Annotated in this window: 20 protein-coding genes and 1 riboswitch; of the genes, 13 read left to right on the top strand and 7 right to left on the bottom strand. The window is 39.8% G+C overall.

Annotated features, from left to right (window positions below; translation table 11 throughout):
* Nucleotides 1–489 precede the first annotated feature (489 nt).
* Nucleotides 490–711, top strand: coding sequence for a DUF4327 family protein (locus VB711_RS01755; protein WP_323283955.1), 222 nt, complete (start codon nucleotides 490–492; stop codon nucleotides 709–711).
* A 46-nt stretch (nucleotides 712–757) separates the two neighbouring features.
* Here the strand turns inward: VB711_RS01755 and VB711_RS01750 are convergent, their stop codons facing one another.
* The 3 genes from VB711_RS01750 to VB711_RS01740 all read right to left on the bottom strand — a co-directional run bounded on the left by VB711_RS01750 (nucleotide 758) and on the right by VB711_RS01740 (nucleotide 4,952).
* The gene (locus VB711_RS01750) at nucleotides 758–2,041 is read right to left on the bottom strand and encodes a protein kinase domain-containing protein (RefSeq protein ID WP_323283954.1); all 1,284 of its coding nucleotides are present in this window, start codon (nucleotides 2,039–2,041) and stop codon (nucleotides 758–760) included.
* 314 nt (nucleotides 2,042–2,355) lie between these two features.
* Nucleotides 2,356–4,263, bottom strand: coding sequence for a serine/threonine phosphatase (locus VB711_RS01745; RefSeq protein ID WP_323283953.1), 1,908 nt, complete (start codon nucleotides 4,261–4,263; stop codon nucleotides 2,356–2,358).
* A 110-nt stretch (nucleotides 4,264–4,373) separates the two neighbouring features.
* A complete protein-coding gene (locus VB711_RS01740; protein ID WP_323283952.1) occupies nucleotides 4,374–4,952 on the bottom strand; it encodes an rRNA large subunit pseudouridine synthase E in 579 nt (192 codons plus the stop codon).
* Between the two features lie 89 nt (nucleotides 4,953–5,041).
* On the opposite strand from VB711_RS01740, the gene VB711_RS01735 reads away from it, so the two are divergent.
* On the top strand, nucleotides 5,042–5,788 hold the full coding sequence (locus tag VB711_RS01735; protein WP_323283951.1) for a Uma2 family endonuclease: 747 nt from the start codon (nucleotides 5,042–5,044) through the stop codon (nucleotides 5,786–5,788).
* A gap of 47 nt (nucleotides 5,789–5,835) precedes the next feature.
* Here the strand turns inward: VB711_RS01735 and VB711_RS01730 are convergent, their stop codons facing one another.
* A complete protein-coding gene (locus tag VB711_RS01730; protein WP_323283950.1) occupies nucleotides 5,836–6,255 on the bottom strand; it encodes a GxxExxY protein in 420 nt (139 codons plus the stop codon).
* Nucleotides 6,256–6,324: 69 nt separating this feature from the next.
* A riboswitch (TPP riboswitch) is annotated at nucleotides 6,325–6,421 on the top strand.
* 6 nt (nucleotides 6,422–6,427) lie between these two features.
* Between VB711_RS01730 and thiC the strand changes: the two genes are divergently transcribed.
* The 10 genes from thiC to VB711_RS01675 all read left to right on the top strand — a co-directional run bounded on the left by thiC (nucleotide 6,428) and on the right by VB711_RS01675 (nucleotide 17,098).
* Nucleotides 6,428–7,801, top strand: a complete 1,374-nt coding sequence (gene thiC, locus VB711_RS01725; RefSeq protein ID WP_323283949.1) for a phosphomethylpyrimidine synthase — start codon at nucleotides 6,428–6,430, stop codon at nucleotides 7,799–7,801.
* Nucleotides 7,802–7,901: 100 nt separating this feature from the next.
* Nucleotides 7,902–8,081 carry a PCP reductase family protein gene (locus VB711_RS01720; protein ID WP_323283948.1) on the top strand — a complete coding sequence of 60 codons (180 nt, stop codon included), beginning with the start codon at nucleotides 7,902–7,904 and terminating at the stop codon, nucleotides 8,079–8,081.
* A gap of 365 nt (nucleotides 8,082–8,446) precedes the next feature.
* Entirely contained in the window at nucleotides 8,447–8,644 is a 198-nt protein-coding gene (locus tag VB711_RS01710) for a hypothetical protein (RefSeq protein ID WP_323283947.1), read from the top strand.
* A 220-nt stretch (nucleotides 8,645–8,864) separates the two neighbouring features.
* The gene (locus VB711_RS01705; protein ID WP_323283946.1) at nucleotides 8,865–10,013 is read left to right on the top strand and encodes a DNA cytosine methyltransferase; all 1,149 of its coding nucleotides are present in this window, start codon (nucleotides 8,865–8,867) and stop codon (nucleotides 10,011–10,013) included.
* 479 nt (nucleotides 10,014–10,492) lie between these two features.
* Nucleotides 10,493–11,179, top strand: a complete 687-nt coding sequence (deoC, locus tag VB711_RS01700) for a deoxyribose-phosphate aldolase (RefSeq protein ID WP_323283945.1) — start codon at nucleotides 10,493–10,495, stop codon at nucleotides 11,177–11,179.
* Nucleotides 11,180–11,182: 3 nt separating this feature from the next.
* Entirely contained in the window at nucleotides 11,183–12,094 is a 912-nt protein-coding gene (gene recO, locus VB711_RS01695) for a DNA repair protein RecO (protein WP_323283944.1), read from the top strand.
* Nucleotides 12,081–13,676 carry an MFS transporter gene (locus VB711_RS01690; protein ID WP_323284085.1) on the top strand — a complete coding sequence of 532 codons (1,596 nt, stop codon included), beginning with the start codon at nucleotides 12,081–12,083 and terminating at the stop codon, nucleotides 13,674–13,676. Before recO ends, VB711_RS01690 begins: the two co-directional genes overlap by 14 nt.
* A 316-nt stretch (nucleotides 13,677–13,992) precedes the next feature.
* Nucleotides 13,993–15,141: a glycosyltransferase family 4 protein gene (locus VB711_RS01685; RefSeq protein WP_323283943.1), complete on the top strand. Its 1,149-nt coding sequence runs from the start codon at nucleotides 13,993–13,995 to the stop codon at nucleotides 15,139–15,141.
* A gap of 388 nt (nucleotides 15,142–15,529) precedes the next feature.
* A complete protein-coding gene (locus VB711_RS01680; protein ID WP_323283942.1) occupies nucleotides 15,530–16,498 on the top strand; it encodes an orange carotenoid protein N-terminal domain-containing protein in 969 nt (322 codons plus the stop codon).
* 156 nt (nucleotides 16,499–16,654) lie between these two features.
* Nucleotides 16,655–17,098: a DUF29 domain-containing protein gene (locus VB711_RS01675; protein ID WP_323283941.1), complete on the top strand. Its 444-nt coding sequence runs from the start codon at nucleotides 16,655–16,657 to the stop codon at nucleotides 17,096–17,098.
* A 113-nt stretch (nucleotides 17,099–17,211) separates the two neighbouring features.
* Here VB711_RS01675 and VB711_RS01670 read toward each other — a convergent pair whose 3' ends face one another.
* The 3 genes from VB711_RS01670 to gpmI form a co-directional block, all read right to left on the bottom strand.
* Nucleotides 17,212–17,940, bottom strand: coding sequence for a peptidase (locus VB711_RS01670; RefSeq protein ID WP_323283940.1), 729 nt, complete (start codon nucleotides 17,938–17,940; stop codon nucleotides 17,212–17,214).
* Between the two features lie 15 nt (nucleotides 17,941–17,955).
* Complete coding sequence (gene secG, locus VB711_RS01665) at nucleotides 17,956–18,189, bottom strand: preprotein translocase subunit SecG (protein ID WP_323283939.1); 234 nt, start codon at nucleotides 18,187–18,189, stop codon at nucleotides 17,956–17,958.
* A gap of 260 nt (nucleotides 18,190–18,449) precedes the next feature.
* Nucleotides 18,450–20,048 (bottom strand): 2,3-bisphosphoglycerate-independent phosphoglycerate mutase, encoded by a 1,599-nt coding sequence (gene gpmI / locus VB711_RS01660; RefSeq protein ID WP_323283938.1) that lies wholly within the window; start codon nucleotides 20,046–20,048, stop codon nucleotides 18,450–18,452.
* Nucleotides 20,049–20,325: 277 nt separating this feature from the next.
* Between gpmI and VB711_RS01655 the strand changes: the two genes are divergently transcribed.
* Entirely contained in the window at nucleotides 20,326–20,745 is a 420-nt protein-coding gene (locus tag VB711_RS01655) for a DUF2358 domain-containing protein (RefSeq protein WP_323283937.1), read from the top strand.
* The last annotated feature ends 168 nt before the right edge of the window (nucleotides 20,746–20,913 follow it).

The raw sequence follows: 20,913 nt of genomic DNA, 5'->3' as shown, positions 1-20,913 counted from the left end.
TAACTGCGGATCTTTGCAATTACCTAGCAAAAATTCGGCATTAACTAAAAACCTGCAAATCAGCCTGTAAATTATGGGTTTTAGCCCTAAAATACAACTGTTGTTAACCAAAAAAACTAAAAATCCATCAGATATCCTGATCGAGAATACCATCTATCACCATGACGAACAACTCCTTGATGGTATAAGCCCTCAGATCTATCAGTTGAGTCCATCGAAAATCGTATGGCTAACGCCACGCTACGCTATCAACTGAGCGTAGTCCAAGTACAAAATTGTTTGACTGTTGGCCAGAGTTAGGTTTTTGTGGTGGTGATTACCGTACAAAACAGAATTTACTAGCCATCTGAGAGTTAGTTATGGTATAGTTAGTAAAGTTAAGACTAGCTTTGCCAAAATATAGCCCCCTACGCACCGATAACAATCGTACATCGGGAAGCAGTTTTAATTAAGCATTTACTCAAAACAATCTGAACTTAATCATAGGTTATGACTCAGCAAGTACTTCACCCAATGGTGAAATTGCAGCGTAACGTGCAATCACTCGTAGAATCGAATATTATCAAGCCCGGCGATAGCATTTGGAAAATTGCCTTACTCTATGGCAATGAATGGCAGCACTGGAAACAGGAACTGCTAGACTTTGGTTTTAGTATGCAAGATCCAATTAGCGAATTGCTGGCAGTGGAAACTTGGGATGAAGAAGGATAGGTAATTCGTAATTGTAATTACCAATTAGTCATTCCTCCTGCACCCCTTACCCTGAGATACACTCAGCTAAAGCCATTTTCAACTCCTTGGCAGTCTGATAGCGATCGCGCACCAGAGGCTCTGTTGTATGTTCAATCACAGCCCTTAATTGGTGGGTAATAGTGGGAACTCTTGTCAAATCAAAGTGATAACCCCGTCCCCGTTGACGATAGAACTTATAAGGATTTTCGCCAGTAAGTAAAAAGATCAGCGTTGGACCAATAGCATACAAATCTGATTGAGTCAAGGGTTGTCCTCTATTCTGTTCTGGCGCGGAGTACCCTTCTGCCCCAATTTTGGTTCCTGGTGCAGTTCCAGCTTCCTTTTCCTTCACAGCGCCAAAATCCAAGACTACAATGCGATTATCAGAATTTCGCGCCATCAAATTAGCCGGTTTAATATCCCGGTGAATGAGTGGTGGGTCTTGGCTATGAATATACTCTAAGACATCGCAGGTTTGGATCATCCAAGCGATCGCTTGCCTTTGTGTCACAGGCCCTGTAAAGTTTACCCTATGTTCTAGATCTTGCCCATCAATTAATTCCATTGCCAAGTATTTTTTGCCATCTTCCACAAAAAAGTCATAATACTTGGGGATTCCCACGTGATTGAGATTTTTAAGAGTTTTAGCTTCTCTCTGAAATAATTCTTGGGCTTTAGGGATTTTTGCCATATCAGCATTCATCTGTTTTAACACCAGCCGTTGTGGTACACCCATAATTAAATTTGTAGTATTACAAGCTAAATAGGTAGTACCCATGCCTCCCTGTCCCAAAGTTCGCAACACCTGATACTGGCGAATCGTCTTTTGTACGCTGATGGGTTGACCGCAGTGAATACAAAATAGATTGTTAGGAGAATTACCCTGGTGGGTACAGCCCAAATCTGGGTGTGTTGGTGTGGTGAAAGTTGGTTTAATTTGGTGTTGTGACTGAGTAGATAAATCATCTGAATCTGATTCATCCTGGAGTTGGAACTTGAGTAAAGGACCATCTTTTGCCAGTTGGATGAGGGATTTATCTGGTAGGGTACTTGTGATGACTGAATCGCCATTGAGGAAAATACCATTGAGGTAAGTACCATTTGTCCCCTTACTAATTACTTGCCAATAATTACCCTGATTGCCATTACTAATTTGTCTAATTTCAAGATGATGACGAGAAACTAAATAATTAGATAAAACAATGTCATTATCTACCGAACGGCCAATACGAATGACAGTAGAATCTTTAAAATGCCACTGCTGAATCGGGGTTGTTTTTTCCACTTCTAACAGAATTAGAGTAACCACAATAAGACCTAAAAGAATAAAGTATTTATTTGCCAAATAACAGGGAACAGGGAACAGGGAACAGGGAATAGGGAATAGGGAATAGGGAATAGGGAACAGGGAACAGATAAGAAAATAAAATTTCAATCTCATGTTTTTAAACAGGAGTTTTTTCTGTTAAGAGTTCCCTATGAATTAATAGACAGCTAATGAAAATTAAATATGTGGGATTTAAAATCCTTGTAGAGACGTTCCATGGAAAGTCTCTAACTGCTTTTTTAGAGATGTCTAATGGAAAAATAGGACAAATCAAATTTCTTCCTTATTTTCACCTATCATTGAAAATTTTCCTGAATTGGGCTAACTTTTAATCGAATCAGTATGGCTGTAATGTTATCGTGACCATTATATTCATTTGCTAAATCAATCAAATTATTCATACCTGATACTAGGTTTGTGCTAGAACTCAATAGAGGTTGTAAATAATTTTGCCAATGGGTTTCTAGTAAATCATTATCTGATAAACCGTCTGAGGCCAAGAGTAAAAGAGTGTCTTCGGTAATCTCAAAGAACTCCACAGAGGGATTAATTAAATGTTTTTCGCGGGGACCCAAGGCTTGGGTGAGTTGGTAGGCATCTGGACGTGCATAAGCTAGGTCGGGTTCTACTCCCCTAGACACTTCCCGTTGGCCAACTTCATGATCTACTGTTACCTGTTCTAGTCCTCGTTTGCGAGTTAGGGAATAAAGACGACTATCTCCGACATGAGCTACTGCCACTTGATTATCTTGAAGTAATACCATGACTAAGGTAGTACCCATGCGTCCAATTCCAGAACGAGAGTCTTGTTGGTTGAGGTCGTAAATCGTCTGATTGGCTAAATAGATGGAGTCGAGAATGCTTTTTTCTGTAGGGAGTTGGTTAGTAACCCAGTTTTCTTGAAAGTATTGCCGGAGAGTGTTAACTGCTAAATCACTTGCTACTTCACCTCCAGCGTGTCCTCCCATACCATCACAGAGGATATATAGACCACGGGCTTGCAAAGTTTTGTTTTTGGGAAATTCTTGTTTTTGGATGTTGGTTTCAATGCCGAAGCAATCCTCATTATGACGACGTTGACGGCCTACGTCAGTGCGTCCAACATCTTCTAAACTGGTCAACTGCATTGATAAAATCACCGTGGGGGGATCATCATTTTTAGTTGTGGAATCTTCTATATCATGTATTTGCAGGATAGTTGGTGCAGAAGGGGATATTTCTTGGGGAGGAGTAGGTTCTGTCTTGGCTAGTTGTGTTGATATTTCTTCCAAGCGCGATCGCAATTGCGCTAATGTCTCAATTGTACCCATTTCTAAATCTTGTAACATCTGTAAAATTGGTCCAAATTGAGTACGTTGAGACTGCCTAAATAAGTTTTGCCAAACCTGCCCCAAAACCTTAACAGTTAAAGGTGGTGCTGGAGCGGGTTGTTCTAAATATAACATTTGTAAGGACAGTGTTTGGTCTTCATCTAAACGGAGATTGGACAACTCTACTAAACTTTGGCGACAATTAACTGGCTCTAAAATTGCCCACAATTGGGTCATTTGATGACACCAATGTAATATTTGTAACGAATTAGTTGTTTCTTGTTGCCAGAGGTCAAGTAGAAACTGCCAGCCAGATCGATCTTCTAGGAGTAAAGTTTGTATATTATCCTGCTCCCAGGCTTCGTGAATCCGTGGTATTCCTGGTTGATTTTCAGATTGTAACTTCAGATAAGCCTTAGCTAAACTAGGAATTACACTGATACTCACTGATGGAATTTTTAGTCCTTTTGCTTCGTTTTCTAGCATTGCTTCAAGAAATGATGTTTGATATGGTTGACGATCTAAAACCCTAACTTTAACCTCAATATTGGTAGCAACAACTTCTGGTTTTGGGAGTAACTCCAAAAATTGATAGCGTTGTCCTGGATCTAAATAAGGTTTGCTGAACAATAATTGTGAACATAGTCCAGAGGGGAAGTCTGTAACAAGGGGCTGAGATTTCTCTACACCTGAGTTTGTAGAGGATAATTGCTGGGAGATAATTGCCCACCAAATTTGGCCAGATTCTGCACCACAATTGTAACAATGTACTGCATCCGCAACAACACTTGTATTGCAATGAGGACAAATTTTGTGAGCTAAAGAATTTCCACAATTTTGACAAAATTTGTTTTTATTAGAGTTTTTAAATTTACACCGGGGACAAATCAGCATAGTGGAAGATCCTTGATTGTTCTTCTAAGGTGCTTCTAGCCACTAAATATCACTTTTTATGGTGACTTTACACAAGGGTACTGGGCATAGCCTATTCCCTTGTCACCTCATTAATTATTCAGGCTTTTGATTTCTATGGGAGAGAGGTCACGCCATTCACCTAGTTTTAGACCATTTAATTGTAGGTCAGCAATACTCACTCTGATCAATCGTAACGTGGGAAAACCTACGGCGGCGGTCATACGTCGCACTTGACGGTTTTTACCTTCCGTGAGGGTCATTTCTAACCAAGCTGTGGGGATATTTTGGCGAAATCTAATGGGAGGGTTGCGTTGAGTAACGGTAGGTTCTTCTAAAAATAGTTTAACTTGGGCGGGACGAGTGCGGTAATCTTGAATTTCTACTCCTTGACATAATTTATTAATAGCCTCTGGATCAGGAATGCGTTCTACCTGCACCCAGTAAGTGCGTTGATGACCAAACCGGGGATTGGAGAGACGATGTTGGAGTTGTCCATTATTGGTTAATAATAGTAAACCTTCACTATCCCAGTCTAAACGCCCCACAGGATAGACATTGGGGACATCTATATAGTCTTTGAGGGTGCTATGTTTGGGGGTTTCTTGGGTAAATTGACTCAGCACTCCGTAGGGTTTATGAAAAATAATATATCTATGGTCGTTGGTCATTGGTGATTTTCAAGGGCGATCGCTCTGTAGTACCATAATATTCAACTAGAATAGATGCAACCGAGTCTTTAACCCAAATCCCTAGTTTTATGACTCTTGCTAAATCTGCTGAATTAAACATTATTCATCTTCCCGACCACACTGAGTTACCAGAGTCGGATGGTACTTTTGTCAAGAACTTTCAAGAACATCCCCAGAGTATTCTGCTCACTGACTCGATTAACAGCGTATTGGAACAACTACATTCTGATGGACAATATGCGATCGGTCAAGATTGCGGTATTTATTGGCGTTTAGCTGAACCTCCAGAAAAAGGAGCAGAATCACCAGATTGGTTTTATGTAGCCAATGTGCCACCGATGTTAAACGGTAAATTCCGCCGTTCTTATGTATTGTGGCAGGAATATATAGCACCTTTAATAGTTTTAGAATTTGTTTCTGGTAATGGTTCAGAGGAGCGAGATAAAACACCGATAACTGGTAAATTTTGGGTATATGAACAAGCAATAAGAGTACCGTTTTATGGCATTTATGAGGTACAAAAAGCCAGTATAGAAGTTTATCATCTGGTTGATGGATATTATCAATTACTACCAGCTAATGAAAGAGGTCATTATCCTATTTTACCGTTAGGTGTAGAGTTGGGGATTTGGGAAGGACAGTATAATAATATGCAAGCTCCTTGGTTACGTTGGTGGGATATTCAAGGGAATTTACTGTTACATAGTGGCGAGAAAACGCAACAATTAACATCTCAGTTAGAACAGGAACAGCAAAAAGCTGCACGTTTAGCGGAACGGTTGCGGGAGTTGGGGGTTAATCCAGATGAGGTTTGAGGGGTAATGAACGAACCACAGAGGCACAGAGGACACAGAGAGAAGAGTTAAAGAATGATGCGTTTGATACCGTCTTTGAGAAGGGGAACGTTAAAGTTGATGAGAAGACCTAAAGAAAGGTTAGTGATTTTGAGGTAGGACAAAAGTTGAGCTTCATGAATTGGGGCTAAGTTTTGCACAGCTTTTAATTCCACAATTAAACAATTTGCAACCAAAAAATCCAATCTACCCCAACCTACCTCATGTCCTTTGTAGGTCAAACCGATTGACTTCTCAACCTCATGATGTATACCGCGAATCATAAATTCAACAATAAGAGCTTCCTTATACACCTCCTCCAAAAACCCAGGACCCAAAACCCGGTGTACCTCAATTGCAGCCCCAATAATCTCCCCCGTAAGCTCATTCCTATCCTCTCCCAAACCTCTTACCTCTGTGTCCTCTGTGCCTCTGTGGTTCGTATTCATAATTCATAATAATCCTTGTTTGTTTTTATAATACCCTTCCCCTCGACCATCACCAAAATGCTACAATCTAGACCATGCTAGGGGTGCTTGAGAAACCAAGCTGAGATCAAACCCTTAACACCTGAGTCTGGGTAATACCAGCGGAGGGAAGCTGTCTATTGAGGAATCTAATATGCGTACAGAATGGGTAGCCAAGCGACGTGGACAAAGCAACGTATCGCAAATGCACTACGCTCGTCAGGGTGTAATTACAGAAGAAATGCACTACGTCGCCAAGCGGGAAAACCTCCCTGCTGACCTAATCCGCGAAGAAGTGGCACGGGGACGAATGATTATCCCTGCGAATATTAATCACACTAACTTAGAACCAATGGCGATCGGTATCGCTTCTAAGTGTAAAGTAAATGCCAATATTGGCGCTTCTCCCAACTCCTCTAACCTGCAAGAAGAAGTTGATAAACTCAACCTGGCGGTAAAATACGGTGCAGATACCGTCATGGATTTATCCACCGGTGGCGGGAATTTAGATGAAATTCGTACCGCAATTATCAACGCTTCACCTGTTCCCATTGGGACTGTTCCAGTTTACCAAGCTTTAGAAAGCGTTCACGGGACAATCGAAAATCTCACCGCTAACGACTTTCTCCACATCATTGAAAAACACGCCCAGCAAGGGGTAGACTATCAAACTATCCACGCGGGAATTTTGATTGAACATTTACCTTTAGTCAGAAACCGGATTACAGGGATTGTTTCTCGTGGTGGTGGAATTTTGGCGCGGTGGATGTTGCATCACCATAAGCAAAACCCCCTGTATACCCATTTCAACGACATCATTGAGATTTTTAAAAGATATGATGTTTCCTTCAGTTTAGGCGACTCCCTGCGCCCTGGATGTACCCATGATGCCTCAGATGAAGCGCAATTAGCGGAACTGAAAACTCTGGGAAATCTTACCCGCAAAGCTTGGGAACATGATGTCCAGGTGATGGTGGAAGGTCCCGGCCACGTACCAATGGATCAAATTGAGTTCAATGTCCGCAAGCAAATGGAAGAGTGTTCGGAAGCGCCTTTCTATGTTCTTGGTCCTTTGGTGACAGATATTGCTCCAGGTTATGATCATATTACATCAGCGATCGGGGCAGCTATGGCGGGCTGGTATGGGACGGCGATGTTGTGTTATGTGACTCCTAAAGAACATTTAGGTTTACCTAATGCTGAAGATGTGCGTAATGGCTTAATTGCTTATAAAATTGCGGCTCATGCGGCGGATATTGCAAGACATCGCCCTGGTGCTAGAGATAGAGATGATGAACTGTCTGCGGCTCGCTATAATTTCGATTGGAATCGTCAATTTGAGTTATCTTTAGACCCAGAAAGAGCGAAGGAATATCACGACGAAACTTTACCAGCAGATATCTATAAAACGGCTGAATTTTGTTCGATGTGTGGTCCTAAGTTCTGTCCAATGCAGACTAAGGTTGATGCTGATGCTTTGACTGAGTTGGAGAAGTTTTTGGCGAAAGAACCTGTAGCGCAAGCTTAATTACTGAACAAGCAGATCCCCGACTTATTTAAGAAATCGGGGATCTAAAACCTAGTACATCAATCGCAATCTTTATATTGAAATTAAACTCTAAAAATCCATGACTGAACCAATTAAATGGACTGCTGAAGCTGAAGCTAAACTCAAAGACATTCCTTTTTTTGTTCGTCCTTTTGCCCGTAAGAAAATTGAAAATTATGCTCAGGAAAATAGTACATTTCTAATTACTCTTGAAGTTTATGAACAGGCTAAAAAACTATTTAATAAAAATCATAATTAACACATCTACCTAAATCTTAATAATTTTGCAAAATAGATTCTAAAATTTCAGGAGTTAAACCATTACTTTGTGCTTATTGACTAGCTTTATCCATATGTATTTCTGAGATTTTGAAGCAGGTTAAGCTCATCTAATCTTGTATAATATGAACTTGACAAAAGTAACAAGATAAGCATAAGTGAGCAGATAAAAAATACACTTGACATCAGAGCAAGATAAGTGAGAAAAATTCAATGCTCTCAAGGAAAAACTTATCAACGTAGTCTCCGACAAAAAATGAAACGCACTGCTATGGATAACAATTATATGATTAGAGTTCTCACTTCCTGTTTCATTGACTCTATATTAGATTCCTCTCAACCCTTATGTCAACCCTGATTGAGATGCTCTTGCCCTGCCCTGGACAAATACCTGCCAGTATAAGTATGATAAGAGAAAATCACAATAATTTCTTTGGAGAAACTGGAATTAATAATTTTCTATTTATTGAATTTGAAAATACATTCTCTGAAATAATGGCACAAACTGTCCAATCTGCAAATATAGATGAAATTGAGTTTTAAGATGCAAAAAAATATGCTGATTATCACCGCTACATACTGGAATATCTTCATCAGTACCAAATTCTGTTATTCTTGGTTCTCCAGCATTGATACCACGATTTATTAACCCTCTACGAACTATTTTAACTGCTTTTTTTCCTTCAGATAAGAAATTTTCCCAATCAGATGAAGATATAATAATATTTTAATTAAGCAAAAACGGTATCATTTGATTTTATCAATGAATGGAAACATTTCTATCTTCTCCTTTTTCTCCGGTTCAGGATTCCTCGATTTAGGCTTTGAAACCACAGGCTATAATATTGCTTACGTTAACGAAATTTTCCCCCCATTCATGTTCGGATATCGCTATTCACGGGAAATTCTCAACCTCACACCTCCTGAATATGGATATCATCAAGGAGAAGACGCAGATGTAAGCAAATTAATAGCAGGAACACCAGCACAACGATTAAATGAATTAGTTAAAGATTCCCGCAAATCACATAATATAATTGGCTTTATTGGTGGTCCACCTTGTCCAGATTTTTCTATTGGTGGTAAAAACAAAGGACATTTAGGTGATAATGGAAAACTATCATCTGCTTATATTGAATTGATTTGTCAAAACTTACCTGAGTTCTTTTTATTTGAAAATGTCAAAGGTTTGTGGAGAACAACCAAACACCGCTTATTTTTTGAAGAACTAAAAACAAAGTTACAAAAAACAGGTTATATATTAACAGAACGTTTAATTAATTCTATTGAATATGGTGTCCCGCAAGATAGAGATAGAATTATCTTAATGGGATTTAAAAATAATTTTCTTCAAGATATGGGAATGAAAAATGATTTTATCTTTCCTTGGGAAAAATATATTTTATATCCTCAATCAAAAGTGTTTGCTTATCCTTGGAATAAAAGCGAACCATTTACAGAAAATTCTATCATTCCTTGTCCTGAAAATATTCCTCAAGAACTAACTGTAGAATATTGGTTTAGAAAGAATGATGTTCTCAACCATCCCAACTCAAAACATTATTTTCAACCAAGAGCAGGTAAGATTAAATTTGCTACTATTGATGAAGGAGATGATTCTAAAAAATCTTTTAAACGTCTCCATAGATGGCGTTATTCTCCTACAGCTTGCTATGGTAATAATGAAGTACATTTACATCCTTACAAAGTTCGACGTATTTCTGTAGCGGAAGCCTTAGCAATTCAATCTTTACCTGAAAATTTTGTCCTCCCAGATAATATGTCACTTACCAATATGTTTAAAACTGTTGGTAATGGTGTTCCATACTTAGCAGCAAAGGCTTTAGCTCAAACTATTCTTGACTTTTTAGGTACTGGGGCTAAAGATATTAAATGTCAATTTGAATCATAATAGCCGAAATTGCTAGTTCTCGACTTACCCAACTAGAACGTTGGTAGGGTGCGTCAGACAGAATAATTTAGGCTAAAATCAGTGATTTTAAAATTCTGACGCACCTTATTTAATCTAAAAAAGGAACTTACGTTAAGAGGGATTACGCACGATACAAATTAAACAACATACGCATTAAACAAAATTAATCATTTCCCACATATTAATAGAGTGCGTCAGAACTGATAAATTGCCCATGATTAACAAAGTTCTGCAATCTGACGCAACCTACATGAGATAAAAACCAAAATACATATTTAGGGAATTTTGTCAATGTTTAAATCATAACTATGATTAGGCTTAACAATACAGGGGAGAGTGGCAGATCCAAATTTTAGTTAGCCTAGCATTTTCATGATAAATTGATCATAAACGTGCTTTAATATATAAGAAAAGTTTTAATTTCTCATAAAGTTTAATTATTTAGCACAGGAAAAACAATGGCAGCAGACTATCCAAATATTGATATTGCGCCATTTATCGATCACTCCCTCCTGTTACCCACTACCACCCCAGAACAGGTTGAGCAATGGTGTGATGAAGCATATAGGTTTAATTTTGCCACAGTTTGCATACAACCCTGTTATGTCAAACAAGCAGTGGAACTCCTACACAACAAAAACCCGAAAGTTTGTACGGTAATTGGCTTTCCTACTGGTGCGACAACTTCAGAGGTTAAGTTTTATGAAGCTCAACAAGCATTGGAAAATGGCGCTGATGAGTTGGATGTGATGATTAACTTGGGCTGGTTGAAGGCTGGAAAAACTGAGGAAGTTCACCGAGAAATTGCTACAATATGTGAAGTGGCCGGGCAATGTGTGAAAGTAATTTTGGAAACTAACCTACTGACGGATAGAGAGAAAAAAATAGCTGCGGAAATAGCTATGGACGCGGGTGCGGCTTTCTTGAAAACCAGTACAGGTTGGAATGGCGGTGCAACTGTGTCAGATGTACAGCTATTAAAAGAAATAACACAGGAGAGAGTGGGAATTAAAGCTTCAGGCGGTATTCGTACTCATAACCAAGCCTTAGACTTAATATTAGCTGGTGCTACTAGATTAGGTACTTCTCGCGGAATTGATTTGCTCCATCAGCGCAATCACGTGGAAAAGGGCAAAGACGAATAACTAATGAGTAGAACTTATAAAGCAACTGGAATTAATCTCAAAGCCCAGGCGCTAGGAGAGTCCGATAAAATAGTGACGATTTTGACACAGGAGTTAGGCTTGATTCGGGTAGTTGCTCCAGGGGCGCGTAAACAAAATTCTACTCTAGGTGGTAGGAGTGGGGTGTTTGTTGTTAATGAATTATTAATTTCCCAAGGGCGATACCAAGGTCAATCTAAACCAACTCTTGATAAAATTAGCCAAGCGGAAACTATTAAAACTTACCCTGGGTTAGCTAAAGATTTGGGAAAATTAGCTGCTAGTCAATATTTAGCAGAAATAGTTTTGTCTCAAGCTTTGAGTGAACAACCTCAAGTAGAAATCTATGAATTACTAAATGAGTATCTCCAGCGTTTGGAAGATTTACCGAAAACGGAAGGAGTAAGTATTGTTGCTCATTTAGCCCAGGGGGTGTTTCAGTTTTTAGCTTTAGCGGGACTAACACCGGAAATAGAACGCTGTTGTCTTACCCAACGTCCTCTCGTACCAGACTGGAAAAACCCAAACTGGCAAGTAGGATTTAGCATTCCTGCGGGGGGAACGGTTTGTTTGGAGGCTTGGGAAAGTTTGAGAAAAGAAAGGGACAAGGTAAAGCTAAAATCAGAAGTTGAGCCTATTGTCGATCGCAGTTATCAAACTATTGTACATCGTCAAGATTTACCTGTAATTTCTAGTCGTCTGACTGCGATGGAATTTGTGATGCTTCAACATCTGTCGCAACCAGAGATAATAAATATAGAAGCAGCCACAGATTATGGCTGGTTATCTGTAGAGCAGATTTTGCGTCAGTATGCCCAGTATCATCTTGGACACCCTATTCGCTCTGCCACCTTGATTGATTCTTATTTTGTCGCCAACCATGATGCAACCGTCTGATTTCGATACCAAAATCCTGCCTCTGTCACCCAGCCACGCTACAAAAAAGCATAGGATATCGGATACTACATTACCTATTCATCTTAGTGTTGTACCCGATAGCCAAGAATTATCCCTCCATGATGTATCAGAGCAAGTTCCACCAAAGGATACGTCAAATCCATTAAAAATAGAACCTGAGTTACCATTCACAAATAATGCAACGAATGGCAAGGTTCAGGATGCTCAAAGTTTACAAGTTGAGGGTAAACCGGAATTATTAGATGGATCTGGTTCTGGTGGAAAAGCAACATCAGAGAATGGACAAAAAAATGGGTTTTTACCTGTATTAAAAAACCCGAATTTTCTGGCTCTTTGGGGTGGTCAGGTTTTTTGCCAACTGGCTGATAAAGTATATTTAGTGCTGATGATTGCTTTGATTAATACTCAGTTTCAAAGTGGTGATCAGAGTATTAGTGGTTGGGTTTCGGCCTTGATGATGACTTTTACGATTCCAGCAGTGCTGTTTGGTTCTGTTGCGGGTGTGTTTGTAGACCGTTGGTCAAAAAAGGCTGTGTTGGTGGCTACCAATGCTTGGCGTGGGATCTTGGTTTTGTCTATTCCTTTCCTGCTTTGGTTCACCCATGATTGGCATCCTGTGGGAGTTTTGCCAGTGGGTTTTTTGATTATTTTGGGTGTGACTTTTTTAGTTTCTACTCTGACCCAATTTTTTGCCCCAGCAGAACAGACAACTATTCCTTTGGTGGTGGAAGAACAGCATTTACTTTCGGCTAATTCTCTGTACACAACCACAATGATGGCATCGGTAATTGTTGGGTTTGCGGTGGGAGAACCTTTGTTAGCAATAGCGGATGGACTGTGGTTAAAATTTGGTGGTAGTGGTGGGTTAGGTAAAGAACTTTTGGTTGGTGGTAGTTATGCGATCGCTGCTATTATTTTATTACTCCTCAACACCAATGAAAAGCCCCACCCCCCAGAAACCGAATTTCCCCACGTCTTCTCTGATTTATGGGATGGTCTGCGCTACCTAAAACAAAATCATCGCGTCCGTAATGCTTTACTACAACTAATTATCTTATTTTCCATCTTTGCTGCCTTAACTGTTCTTGCTGTTCGCATGGCAGAAATCATTCCTAATATCAAAGCCTCCCAATTCGGCTTTTTACTATCATCTGGTGGTGTAGGGATTGCAGTGGGGGCAACAATTCTGGGTCAATTTGGTCAACGCTTTTCCTATAGCCAACTTAGCCTTTGGGGTTGTCTGGGTATGGCCGTCTCTCTAGCTGGCCTATCGGTATTCACAACTCAGCTATGGATCATCATGGCCTTATTAGCTTTAGTCGGTGTGTTTGGCGCTTTAGTGGGTATCCCTATGCAAACAGCTATCCAAACAGAAACACCTCCAGAAATGCGCGGCAAAGTCTTTGGTCTGCAAAATAATGTAATTAACATTGCTCTCTCTCTACCCTTGGCTTTAGCAGGTTTAGCTGAAACCTTTATTGGTCTAAGAGCAGTCTTTTTAGGACTAGCAGCGATCGTCTTCTTTGGTGGTATATTAACGTGGTATAATTCTCGTGACTAGTTATCAGGTTTGACCTAATCAATAATTTACTCAAATCATTGATTTGTGTGCTATCATCGTTCCGTTCAAAACTCAGGAAATGCTTGCTGAGAATAAACCATACATTAGCCTCCTTTTGTTGTTATTAAGCTGAAAACTAATAACACAAAAACTTATGAATGTACTGGTTTAATCTGCTTGTAACCATATCTTTTGTAAGTAGGATATGGCTATGCTTGAGCATACTTATCGATCCAGCAAGCATAACGGAATCAAAATAGCAAAATATAAAAAACTGATAGCAAAAACTGGCTTTATTTAACAAGTAATTTAAAGAATGCGTATAGCCTGGATTGGAAAAAAAACTCCCTTTTGTGGCAATGTCACCTACAGTCGAGAAATTACAAATGCGTTACTTGACAGGGGACATCAAGTTAGTTTCTTACACTTTGCTCAAGAAAACCCAGAACCAGATAATTGGCCTAAGTTCCAAGAGGTTTCTTTACCTTTTATTTACAAGTCTCAGGTTTACACTATTCCCACTTTTAAAGCTACTAAGGTTTTAACCGAATCGTTAAGGGAAATTAAACCGGATATAGTTCATGCTTCGTTGACTTTATCTCCTCTAGATTTTTTCTTACCGGAAATCTGTCAAGAGTTAAATTTGCCTTTGGTTGCTACTTTTCATACGCCATTTGCTGGTAAGGGTGCAAAGTTAATATCTGGCACACAACTTTTGGCTTATCAACTTTACGCGCCATTTTTAGATAATTACGATCGCGTAATTGTATTTTCGCAAATTCAGCGTGAATTGTTATCAAGTATGGGAGTTAGGGAAGAAAAGATAGCTGTAATTCCTAACGGTGTGGATACGACCAAATATTCTCCTGGTGTTTCGCAAATTAAAGCAGAATTTGGGGCAGAACGTCTATTTGTTTACCAAGGTCGCATTGCACCGGAAAAAAATGTTGAATCTCTCCTCCGGGCTTGGAAACAGTCGGAAATGGAAACTAACAGTAAGTTGCTAATTGTCGGTGATGGACCTTTAAAACCGTCTTTAGAACCATTTTATGGCGCGGAATATGGGATTATTTGGTTAGGATTTATCGCCGATGAAACTCGACGCATCGAAATTCTTAGGGGGGCGGATCTATTTATTTTACCTTCTCTAGTTGAGGGTTTATCCTTGTCTTTGTTGGAGGCCATGTCCTGTGGATTAGCTTGTTTAGCTACTAATGTCGGGGCTGACGGGGAAGTGTTGGAAAATGGTGCTGGTGTGGTGATTGATACAAAAACGGTGCGATCGCAACTCAAAACCCTTTTACCTTTATTCCAAGACCATCCAGAGTTAACAACACTGTTGGGTCAAAAAGCGAGAAAGCGGGTATTAGAACGCTATACTCTGAAAGATAATATCAGCCACTTGGAAGAACTATATACCAAGATTTTGTCACACCCACCTTTAAATCTCACTTGGAGTAGATAGGCGAAAAATTATTTCCCTTTAAGTTTTTAATAAGCACAAATTATTATATGGGTCAGGAGAGATACCTGGCCTATAAGCATAAACGAGCTTTTTTACTGGTTAATCTCTAACTAATCAAACCCATAAGAAATTTTTACCTAAAATATCTCATAAAAATTTAAATTTGTTTACATAAATCAAGATATTATCATTACAGTTCATGATCAAAACTAACCCAGACATTAAAAAAACTGCTTGACCCTTTGCAGTTAAGCTGTTTTAGAAACTTTTCCTTCCCTTGACCTGGCTTTTTAAGGCCAATGGGATTTCTCCCTGATCCCGGGTTTAAAATTTTTCGTTGTATTTTTCAAATCGTCTAAATTAGCAAATAAAATTGGAGACTTCGATCATGGCTTTGACTATTGAATCAGCACAAAGTATTTTCTCTAACACTCAAGTTCCTAGTCCAATTCCCGCAACGATCGCACTTTTCGAGCAACTCAACGTTGATGATCAACTAGCATATCTATGGTATGCTTACACAGAAATGGGTAAAACCATTACCCCAGCCGCTCCTGGTGCAGCACGGTTACAACTAGCAGAAGGATTGCTCAACCAAATTAAGCAAATGTCTCCTGAAGAACAAACCAAGGTAATGAGAGACCTTGCTAGTCGTGCGGATACACCTATTGGTCGTTCCTATGGATTCTTTAGTGTTAATACTAAATTAGCTTTCTGGTACGAGTTAGGGGAATTGATGAAACAGGGCATTGTCGCTCCCATGCCTGCTGGTTATCAAATGTCTCCTGGGGTAAAAGTAGTATTAGAAGCCACCCAAAAACTTGATCAAGGTCAGCAAATTACTGTACTGCGTAATACAGTAGTAGATATGGGATTTGATACTTCTGAGTTTGGTCCTAGTAGTTATCCAAGAGCCGCGACTGAACCTGCATTTGAGCGCACCACACCAATTATTACATCGGTCAAAATTGAAGGTATCACAGAACCTGCTGTATTGGGTTACATTGAAGCCATGAATGCAGACAAGTTTGATGCTGCGGTTGCTCTATTTACTGATGAAGGCGCACTACAACCACCATTCCAAAAACCGATTGTTGGTCGTGAAGCGATTTCTAAGTATATGCGTGAAGAAGCACAAGGACTAAATATGATGCCTCAGCAAGGTATCTGTGAAGTTCAACCAGATGGTTCAAAACAATTGAAAGTTACAGGTGTGGTACAAACTCCTTGGTTTGGTGTTAATGTGGGCATGAATATTTCCTGGCGTTTCTTAATCAATCCTGAAGGAAAAATCTTCTTCGTAGCGATCGATATGCTGGCATCTCCTCAAGAACTGATGAACCTACGTCGAGTTTAATTAAATAGGAGGCGTTAGGAAATAAAGTTTTTGTTAAGTTTATCCTAGCGTCTCCTCACTTTTGATAAAATCTGCTATTAATGGAAATAGACTTATTTTTAATAGTTTGTGCGATCGCTCTAAGCTCTGTTATCAAAGTAATATTCATTAATTTCTATGACTGCAATTATTGACATCAAGACATTATATGAATCCAACTATCTGCAATGGTTAGAGGAGACTATTGAATGTTTAAAATCGCGTCAATTCGCAGAACTTGATTATGAAAATTTAATAGAAGAATTAGAAGATTTGGCTAAAAACGAAAAAAGGCGCGTAAAAAGTTTATTGGAACAAATAATCAGACATTTACTGCTTTATCAATACTGGGATTTAGAAAAACCAAGAAATGCTAATCATTGGGCAGCAGAAATTACCAGTTTTCGTAATCAATTAAATGAAGATCTAACTGGCAATTTACGCAATTATCTAGAGGATAATTTTACCCTTATTTATAGTCATGCTTTAGATTATGTTAAAGCTAAAACACAGCTAAAAACTTTACCTCAAGTATGTCCTTATAGCTTAGTTCAAGTTTTGGATAAAAAGTGGTTGCCTTAAAAGATTAGGCTTTGCTGAATTGGGGGATAAAAGTTATGCACGCAGAGGCGCAGAGAACGCAGAGAAATGAGGTTTTGAGAGATATTTTGAAGTCTTAATTAAAAAGTTGAATTTCAAGATTTTTCTGATATGGGCCACCCTAAATTTGTAGGCTGTTCATAAACTCGCTTTAAGGTGTTCACATCTCGCGCAGAAATATTTGGTGGGTTGCGAACTTGAGAAAAATAAAGTGCATCTGTTGGTAATGAACTATGACCCCAAATCCCCAAAGCGTGACCGATTTCATGACGTGCTGCTGCTTTTAGATAATCACCAGTTTGACTAGGACTCAATAAAATTGTGAACCGGTGAGATAAAATATTATTTTCAGTATATAACTCGTAGGTAGTTAAAGCCGATCGCGCACGAGGTATTTTACTATTAGGTTCAACTTGTAAAGCGGGGGCTTTTCGCACAATGGTAATATCAGCAATTTCCCTTTGTTCTACTACCTGCAAAGGTAAATAAACATCCCATTCTTCTATTGCTTGCAAAACACTTTTTACCCATATTTCCCCCTGTTGTTGATTAATTCCCCTTGGTGTTTCTACCTTCACCCGCACGGGAAAACGTGACCAAATTAAATAACCAACTGGAGTGGGTTTAATTTGCTCAAAATAATCACTACTATTAGTTTTATCTTCCCATTGTGCCAGTGTGGACGGTAAAGGATGAGATTTTTGGATTAATGTTTCGCTTTGATCGAAAACAGCGATCGCGTGGAAGTTAGTAAAAATAACTAGCAGTCCTGTACTAATAGCTAGAATGAGGACTGCTAATAGGCGTTGGGTTATTTTCCCCATTTGCTTATTATCCGATTATTTAGGTAGCCAATTGGCACTTAAAACCACTGTTAAACCCAAGAAAATCGCTGTCAGTGACCAAGTAACTCGGTTTAATGTGTTTTCTGCACTTTTTGTACTGCTAAATAATTGGGCTTGTCCACCAATTGAACCAATACCATCACCTTTTGGGCTATGTAGCAATACTAAAATAATTAGACCCAAGGCGGAAAATGCCCAAATACCTTGCACAATGCTAGTAACTGTCATATTAGAAATCCCGATTAGCACAAAATAAAATTTTAACTGATTAAAGGTGTAAGGGTTTAGCATTGCTCATTGGTGTCAACTTAAGCCCCGGCGACTGGAAGTCGCGGCTACACAAACAAAGTCCGCCTGCGCGGACTCAGGAAAAATCAAGGATCTGAAACCCACGGAGGTGGGTTTTGCCTGTGTAGATGCGGTTTTTAACCGCCGATTTAATCTTAAGTTGACACGTATGCATTGCTAAACCCTTACTCCTAACTATTTTACAAACCCACTTGGACGGGAGTGCGAGTTGGTGTCAAGTCATACCCTGCAACTTTAAGGAGCGATCGCCCTGTCATTTCTGGTGGCTGGGGTAGCTGTAATATCTCCAGAATTGTCGGTGCAATGTCGGCTAATTTACCATCACTCCGCAGTTCAACGTCTGTACCGTATCCAGGGATTTTGATTTTCTCCCCTTCCACTAAAATTAACGGAACTGGGTTGGTAGTGTGAGCCGTCCAAGGATTACCATCATCATCTAGCATATATTCAGCATTACCATGATCGGCGGTAATAATCATTGTTCCCCCGATTCTGCCCACATTTTCAATTAGGCGACCCAAACAGCGATCTACTGTTTCAATAGCTGTCACTGTGGCTTCTATTTGTCCTGTATGCCCTACCATATCTGGATTAGCATAATTCATCACGACTAGAGAATAGATACCCTTTTTAATCGCCGCGATCGCTACATCCGTTACCGCTTGGGCTGACATCGCCGGTTCTTGGTCGTAAGTCGCCACCATGGGACTACTAACTAATTCCCGGTCTTCACCAGCACAGGCTTCTTCTAGTCCCCCATTAAAGAAATAGGTGACGTGAGCATATTTTTCTGTTTCCGCAGTACGAAACTGTTTAAGTCCGTGATTGGCAATCACTTCACCCAGAATATTACTCAAGTTTTGGGGTGCAAAGGCCACCGAAACTGGTAATTCTGGATCGTACTGAGTAAAAGTTACAAATGATAGTGGTTTGATTTGCTGTCTTTCAAAACCATTAAAACTCGAACTTACAAAAGCTTGAGTTAGTTGTCTGGAACGGTCGGGACGGAAGTTGAAAAATATTACTCCGTCTCCTGGTTCTACAGCACCAGGGTTAATGCGGACTGGGAGAACAAACTCGTCAGTCACTCCTTCCGCGTAGGATGCTTGCAAGATTTCTACAGCCGTGAGTCCGTTACTCACACCATCTTGCGTCATCACATCGTAAGCGCGTTGGACTCGATCCCAACGGCGATCGCGATCCATTGCATAATAGCGCCCACTAAGAGTAACTATTTGCCCAGTCCCGATGCGATCTATATGGTCTTGCAATTTTTGAATTGCTTTGATCCCATCACTGGGGGCAGTGTCTCGTCCATCAGTGATAGCATGGATACAAACTTGTGAAAGTTGCTGATCTTTGGCTAAGTCCAGTAGTCCCAATAAATGGGTAATGTGGGAATGTACCCCACCATCAGAACAAAGCCCTACTAAATGCAACTTGCCATTAGATGAGCGCACTTCTTGGCAAATTTTGACAAGTGCCGGGTTTAACGCAATAGAACCGTCTTCTACAGCATCAGAGATGCGTACCAGTTCTTGGGGTACGACTCGACCAGCGCCAATGTTCAAGTGACCAACTTCTGAGTTGCCCATTTGACCTTCTGGCAACCCTACGGCTTTTCCTGAAGTGCGAATGAGGGTGTGAGGATAAGCTGCCCATAAACTCTCCATGATTGGCGTTTTAGCAGCAGCGATCGCGTTTCCTCGCTTAGACTCACAGTACCCCCATCCGTCTAAAATGACTAGCACCACAGGAGCAACAGGTGCTTTGGTCATAGTAAAATTGCCCTTTACTTTTTGTAATACTCGCATGATACCACTGCTAATCACCACCGCAAGTTAATTTCTGCTTATTAAAAGATTTATAGTAGGAAAGAGGGAACAGGGAACAGGGAACGGGGAACAGGGAACAGTTTTATTTTCCCTTCCTGCCTCCTGCCTCCGGTCACTGAGTGTAGTCGTAAAGCCTAACGGCATAGCTGACGCTTACCGCGAAGCGTCTCGTAGAGAAGTGCTGCCTCCTGCCAAAATATAATGAAAAGGGATTAAATTGGTGGAATCTCAATTACAAATAGAACAAGTTATTAAAATCATTCAACAGGACTTACCAACACTGTTTGAGCAAGACATTTCTTATGATATATACAGTCAGGATATTTATTTTTGTGATCCGGTAAACAAATTTAAAGGCAAATTCAACTATCGGATTATATTTTGGACTTTGCGATTTCATGCCCACTTATTTTTTACCCAAATTGCCTTTGATCTCCACGAAGTCAGTCAATTAGCGGAGGATAAGATAGTAGCTAAATGGACTGTGCGCGGTGTTTTGCGTGTTCCTTGGCAAGCACGTTTATTTTTCAACGGTGATTCAACTTATAAGTTAAATCCAGATGGCTTAATATATGAGCATATTGACACTTGGGATAGAAAACCAGGAGAAATTTTGCGACAGTTTTGGGAAAAAGGCTAAATTTATATAACTTACGCCTTGACAGAATCTATTAAATAAGCACTATCAATTCTATCTCTTGTAGGGTGCGTCAGACCCTATAATTGAGCATCTAACAGACTTTCTCTGTCTGACGCACCGCACTAATATGGGATGACAAAAGCCTTATGTTATCTCAGTATTTTTTTA

It is taken from the genome of Cronbergia sp. UHCC 0137 (assembly GCF_034932285.1).
Lineage (GTDB): Bacteria > Cyanobacteriota > Cyanobacteriia > Cyanobacteriales > Nostocaceae > Cronbergia.
The sequence above is the reverse complement of the archived record's forward strand: the minus strand, read 5'-3'. Positions and strand labels throughout refer to the sequence as shown.

Excerpts from the sequence above, each read along its gene's own strand:
- VB711_RS01690 (WP_323284085.1), top strand. The coding sequence starts at position 12,081 with ATGCAACCGTCTGATTTCGATACCAAAATCCTGCCTCTGTCACCCAGC.
- VB711_RS01740 (WP_323283952.1), bottom strand. The coding sequence starts at position 4,952 with ATGACCAACGACCATAGATATATTATTTTTCATAAACCCTACGGAGTG.
- gpmI (WP_323283938.1), bottom strand. The coding sequence starts at position 20,048 with ATGACCAAAGCACCTGTTGCTCCTGTGGTGCTAGTCATTTTAGACGGA.
- VB711_RS01720 (WP_323283948.1), top strand. The coding sequence starts at position 7,902 with ATGACTGAACCAATTAAATGGACTGCTGAAGCTGAAGCTAAACTCAAA.
- recO (WP_323283944.1), top strand. The coding sequence starts at position 11,183 with ATGAGTAGAACTTATAAAGCAACTGGAATTAATCTCAAAGCCCAGGCG.
- VB711_RS01685 (WP_323283943.1), top strand. The coding sequence starts at position 13,993 with ATGCGTATAGCCTGGATTGGAAAAAAAACTCCCTTTTGTGGCAATGTC.
- VB711_RS01730 (WP_323283950.1), bottom strand. The coding sequence starts at position 6,255 with ATGAATACGAACCACAGAGGCACAGAGGACACAGAGGTAAGAGGTTTG.
- thiC (WP_323283949.1), top strand. The coding sequence starts at position 6,428 with ATGCGTACAGAATGGGTAGCCAAGCGACGTGGACAAAGCAACGTATCG.
- VB711_RS01705 (WP_323283946.1), top strand. The coding sequence starts at position 8,865 with ATGAATGGAAACATTTCTATCTTCTCCTTTTTCTCCGGTTCAGGATTC.
- deoC (WP_323283945.1), top strand. The coding sequence starts at position 10,493 with ATGGCAGCAGACTATCCAAATATTGATATTGCGCCATTTATCGATCAC.
- VB711_RS01675 (WP_323283941.1), top strand. The coding sequence starts at position 16,655 with ATGACTGCAATTATTGACATCAAGACATTATATGAATCCAACTATCTG.
- VB711_RS01670 (WP_323283940.1), bottom strand. The coding sequence starts at position 17,940 with ATGGGGAAAATAACCCAACGCCTATTAGCAGTCCTCATTCTAGCTATT.
- VB711_RS01680 (WP_323283942.1), top strand. The coding sequence starts at position 15,530 with ATGGCTTTGACTATTGAATCAGCACAAAGTATTTTCTCTAACACTCAA.
- secG (WP_323283939.1), bottom strand. The coding sequence starts at position 18,189 with ATGACAGTTACTAGCATTGTGCAAGGTATTTGGGCATTTTCCGCCTTG.
- VB711_RS01745 (WP_323283953.1), bottom strand. The coding sequence starts at position 4,263 with ATGCTGATTTGTCCCCGGTGTAAATTTAAAAACTCTAATAAAAACAAA.
- VB711_RS01710 (WP_323283947.1), top strand. The coding sequence starts at position 8,447 with ATGTCAACCCTGATTGAGATGCTCTTGCCCTGCCCTGGACAAATACCT.
- VB711_RS01755 (WP_323283955.1), top strand. The coding sequence starts at position 490 with ATGACTCAGCAAGTACTTCACCCAATGGTGAAATTGCAGCGTAACGTG.
- VB711_RS01735 (WP_323283951.1), top strand. The coding sequence starts at position 5,042 with ATGACTCTTGCTAAATCTGCTGAATTAAACATTATTCATCTTCCCGAC.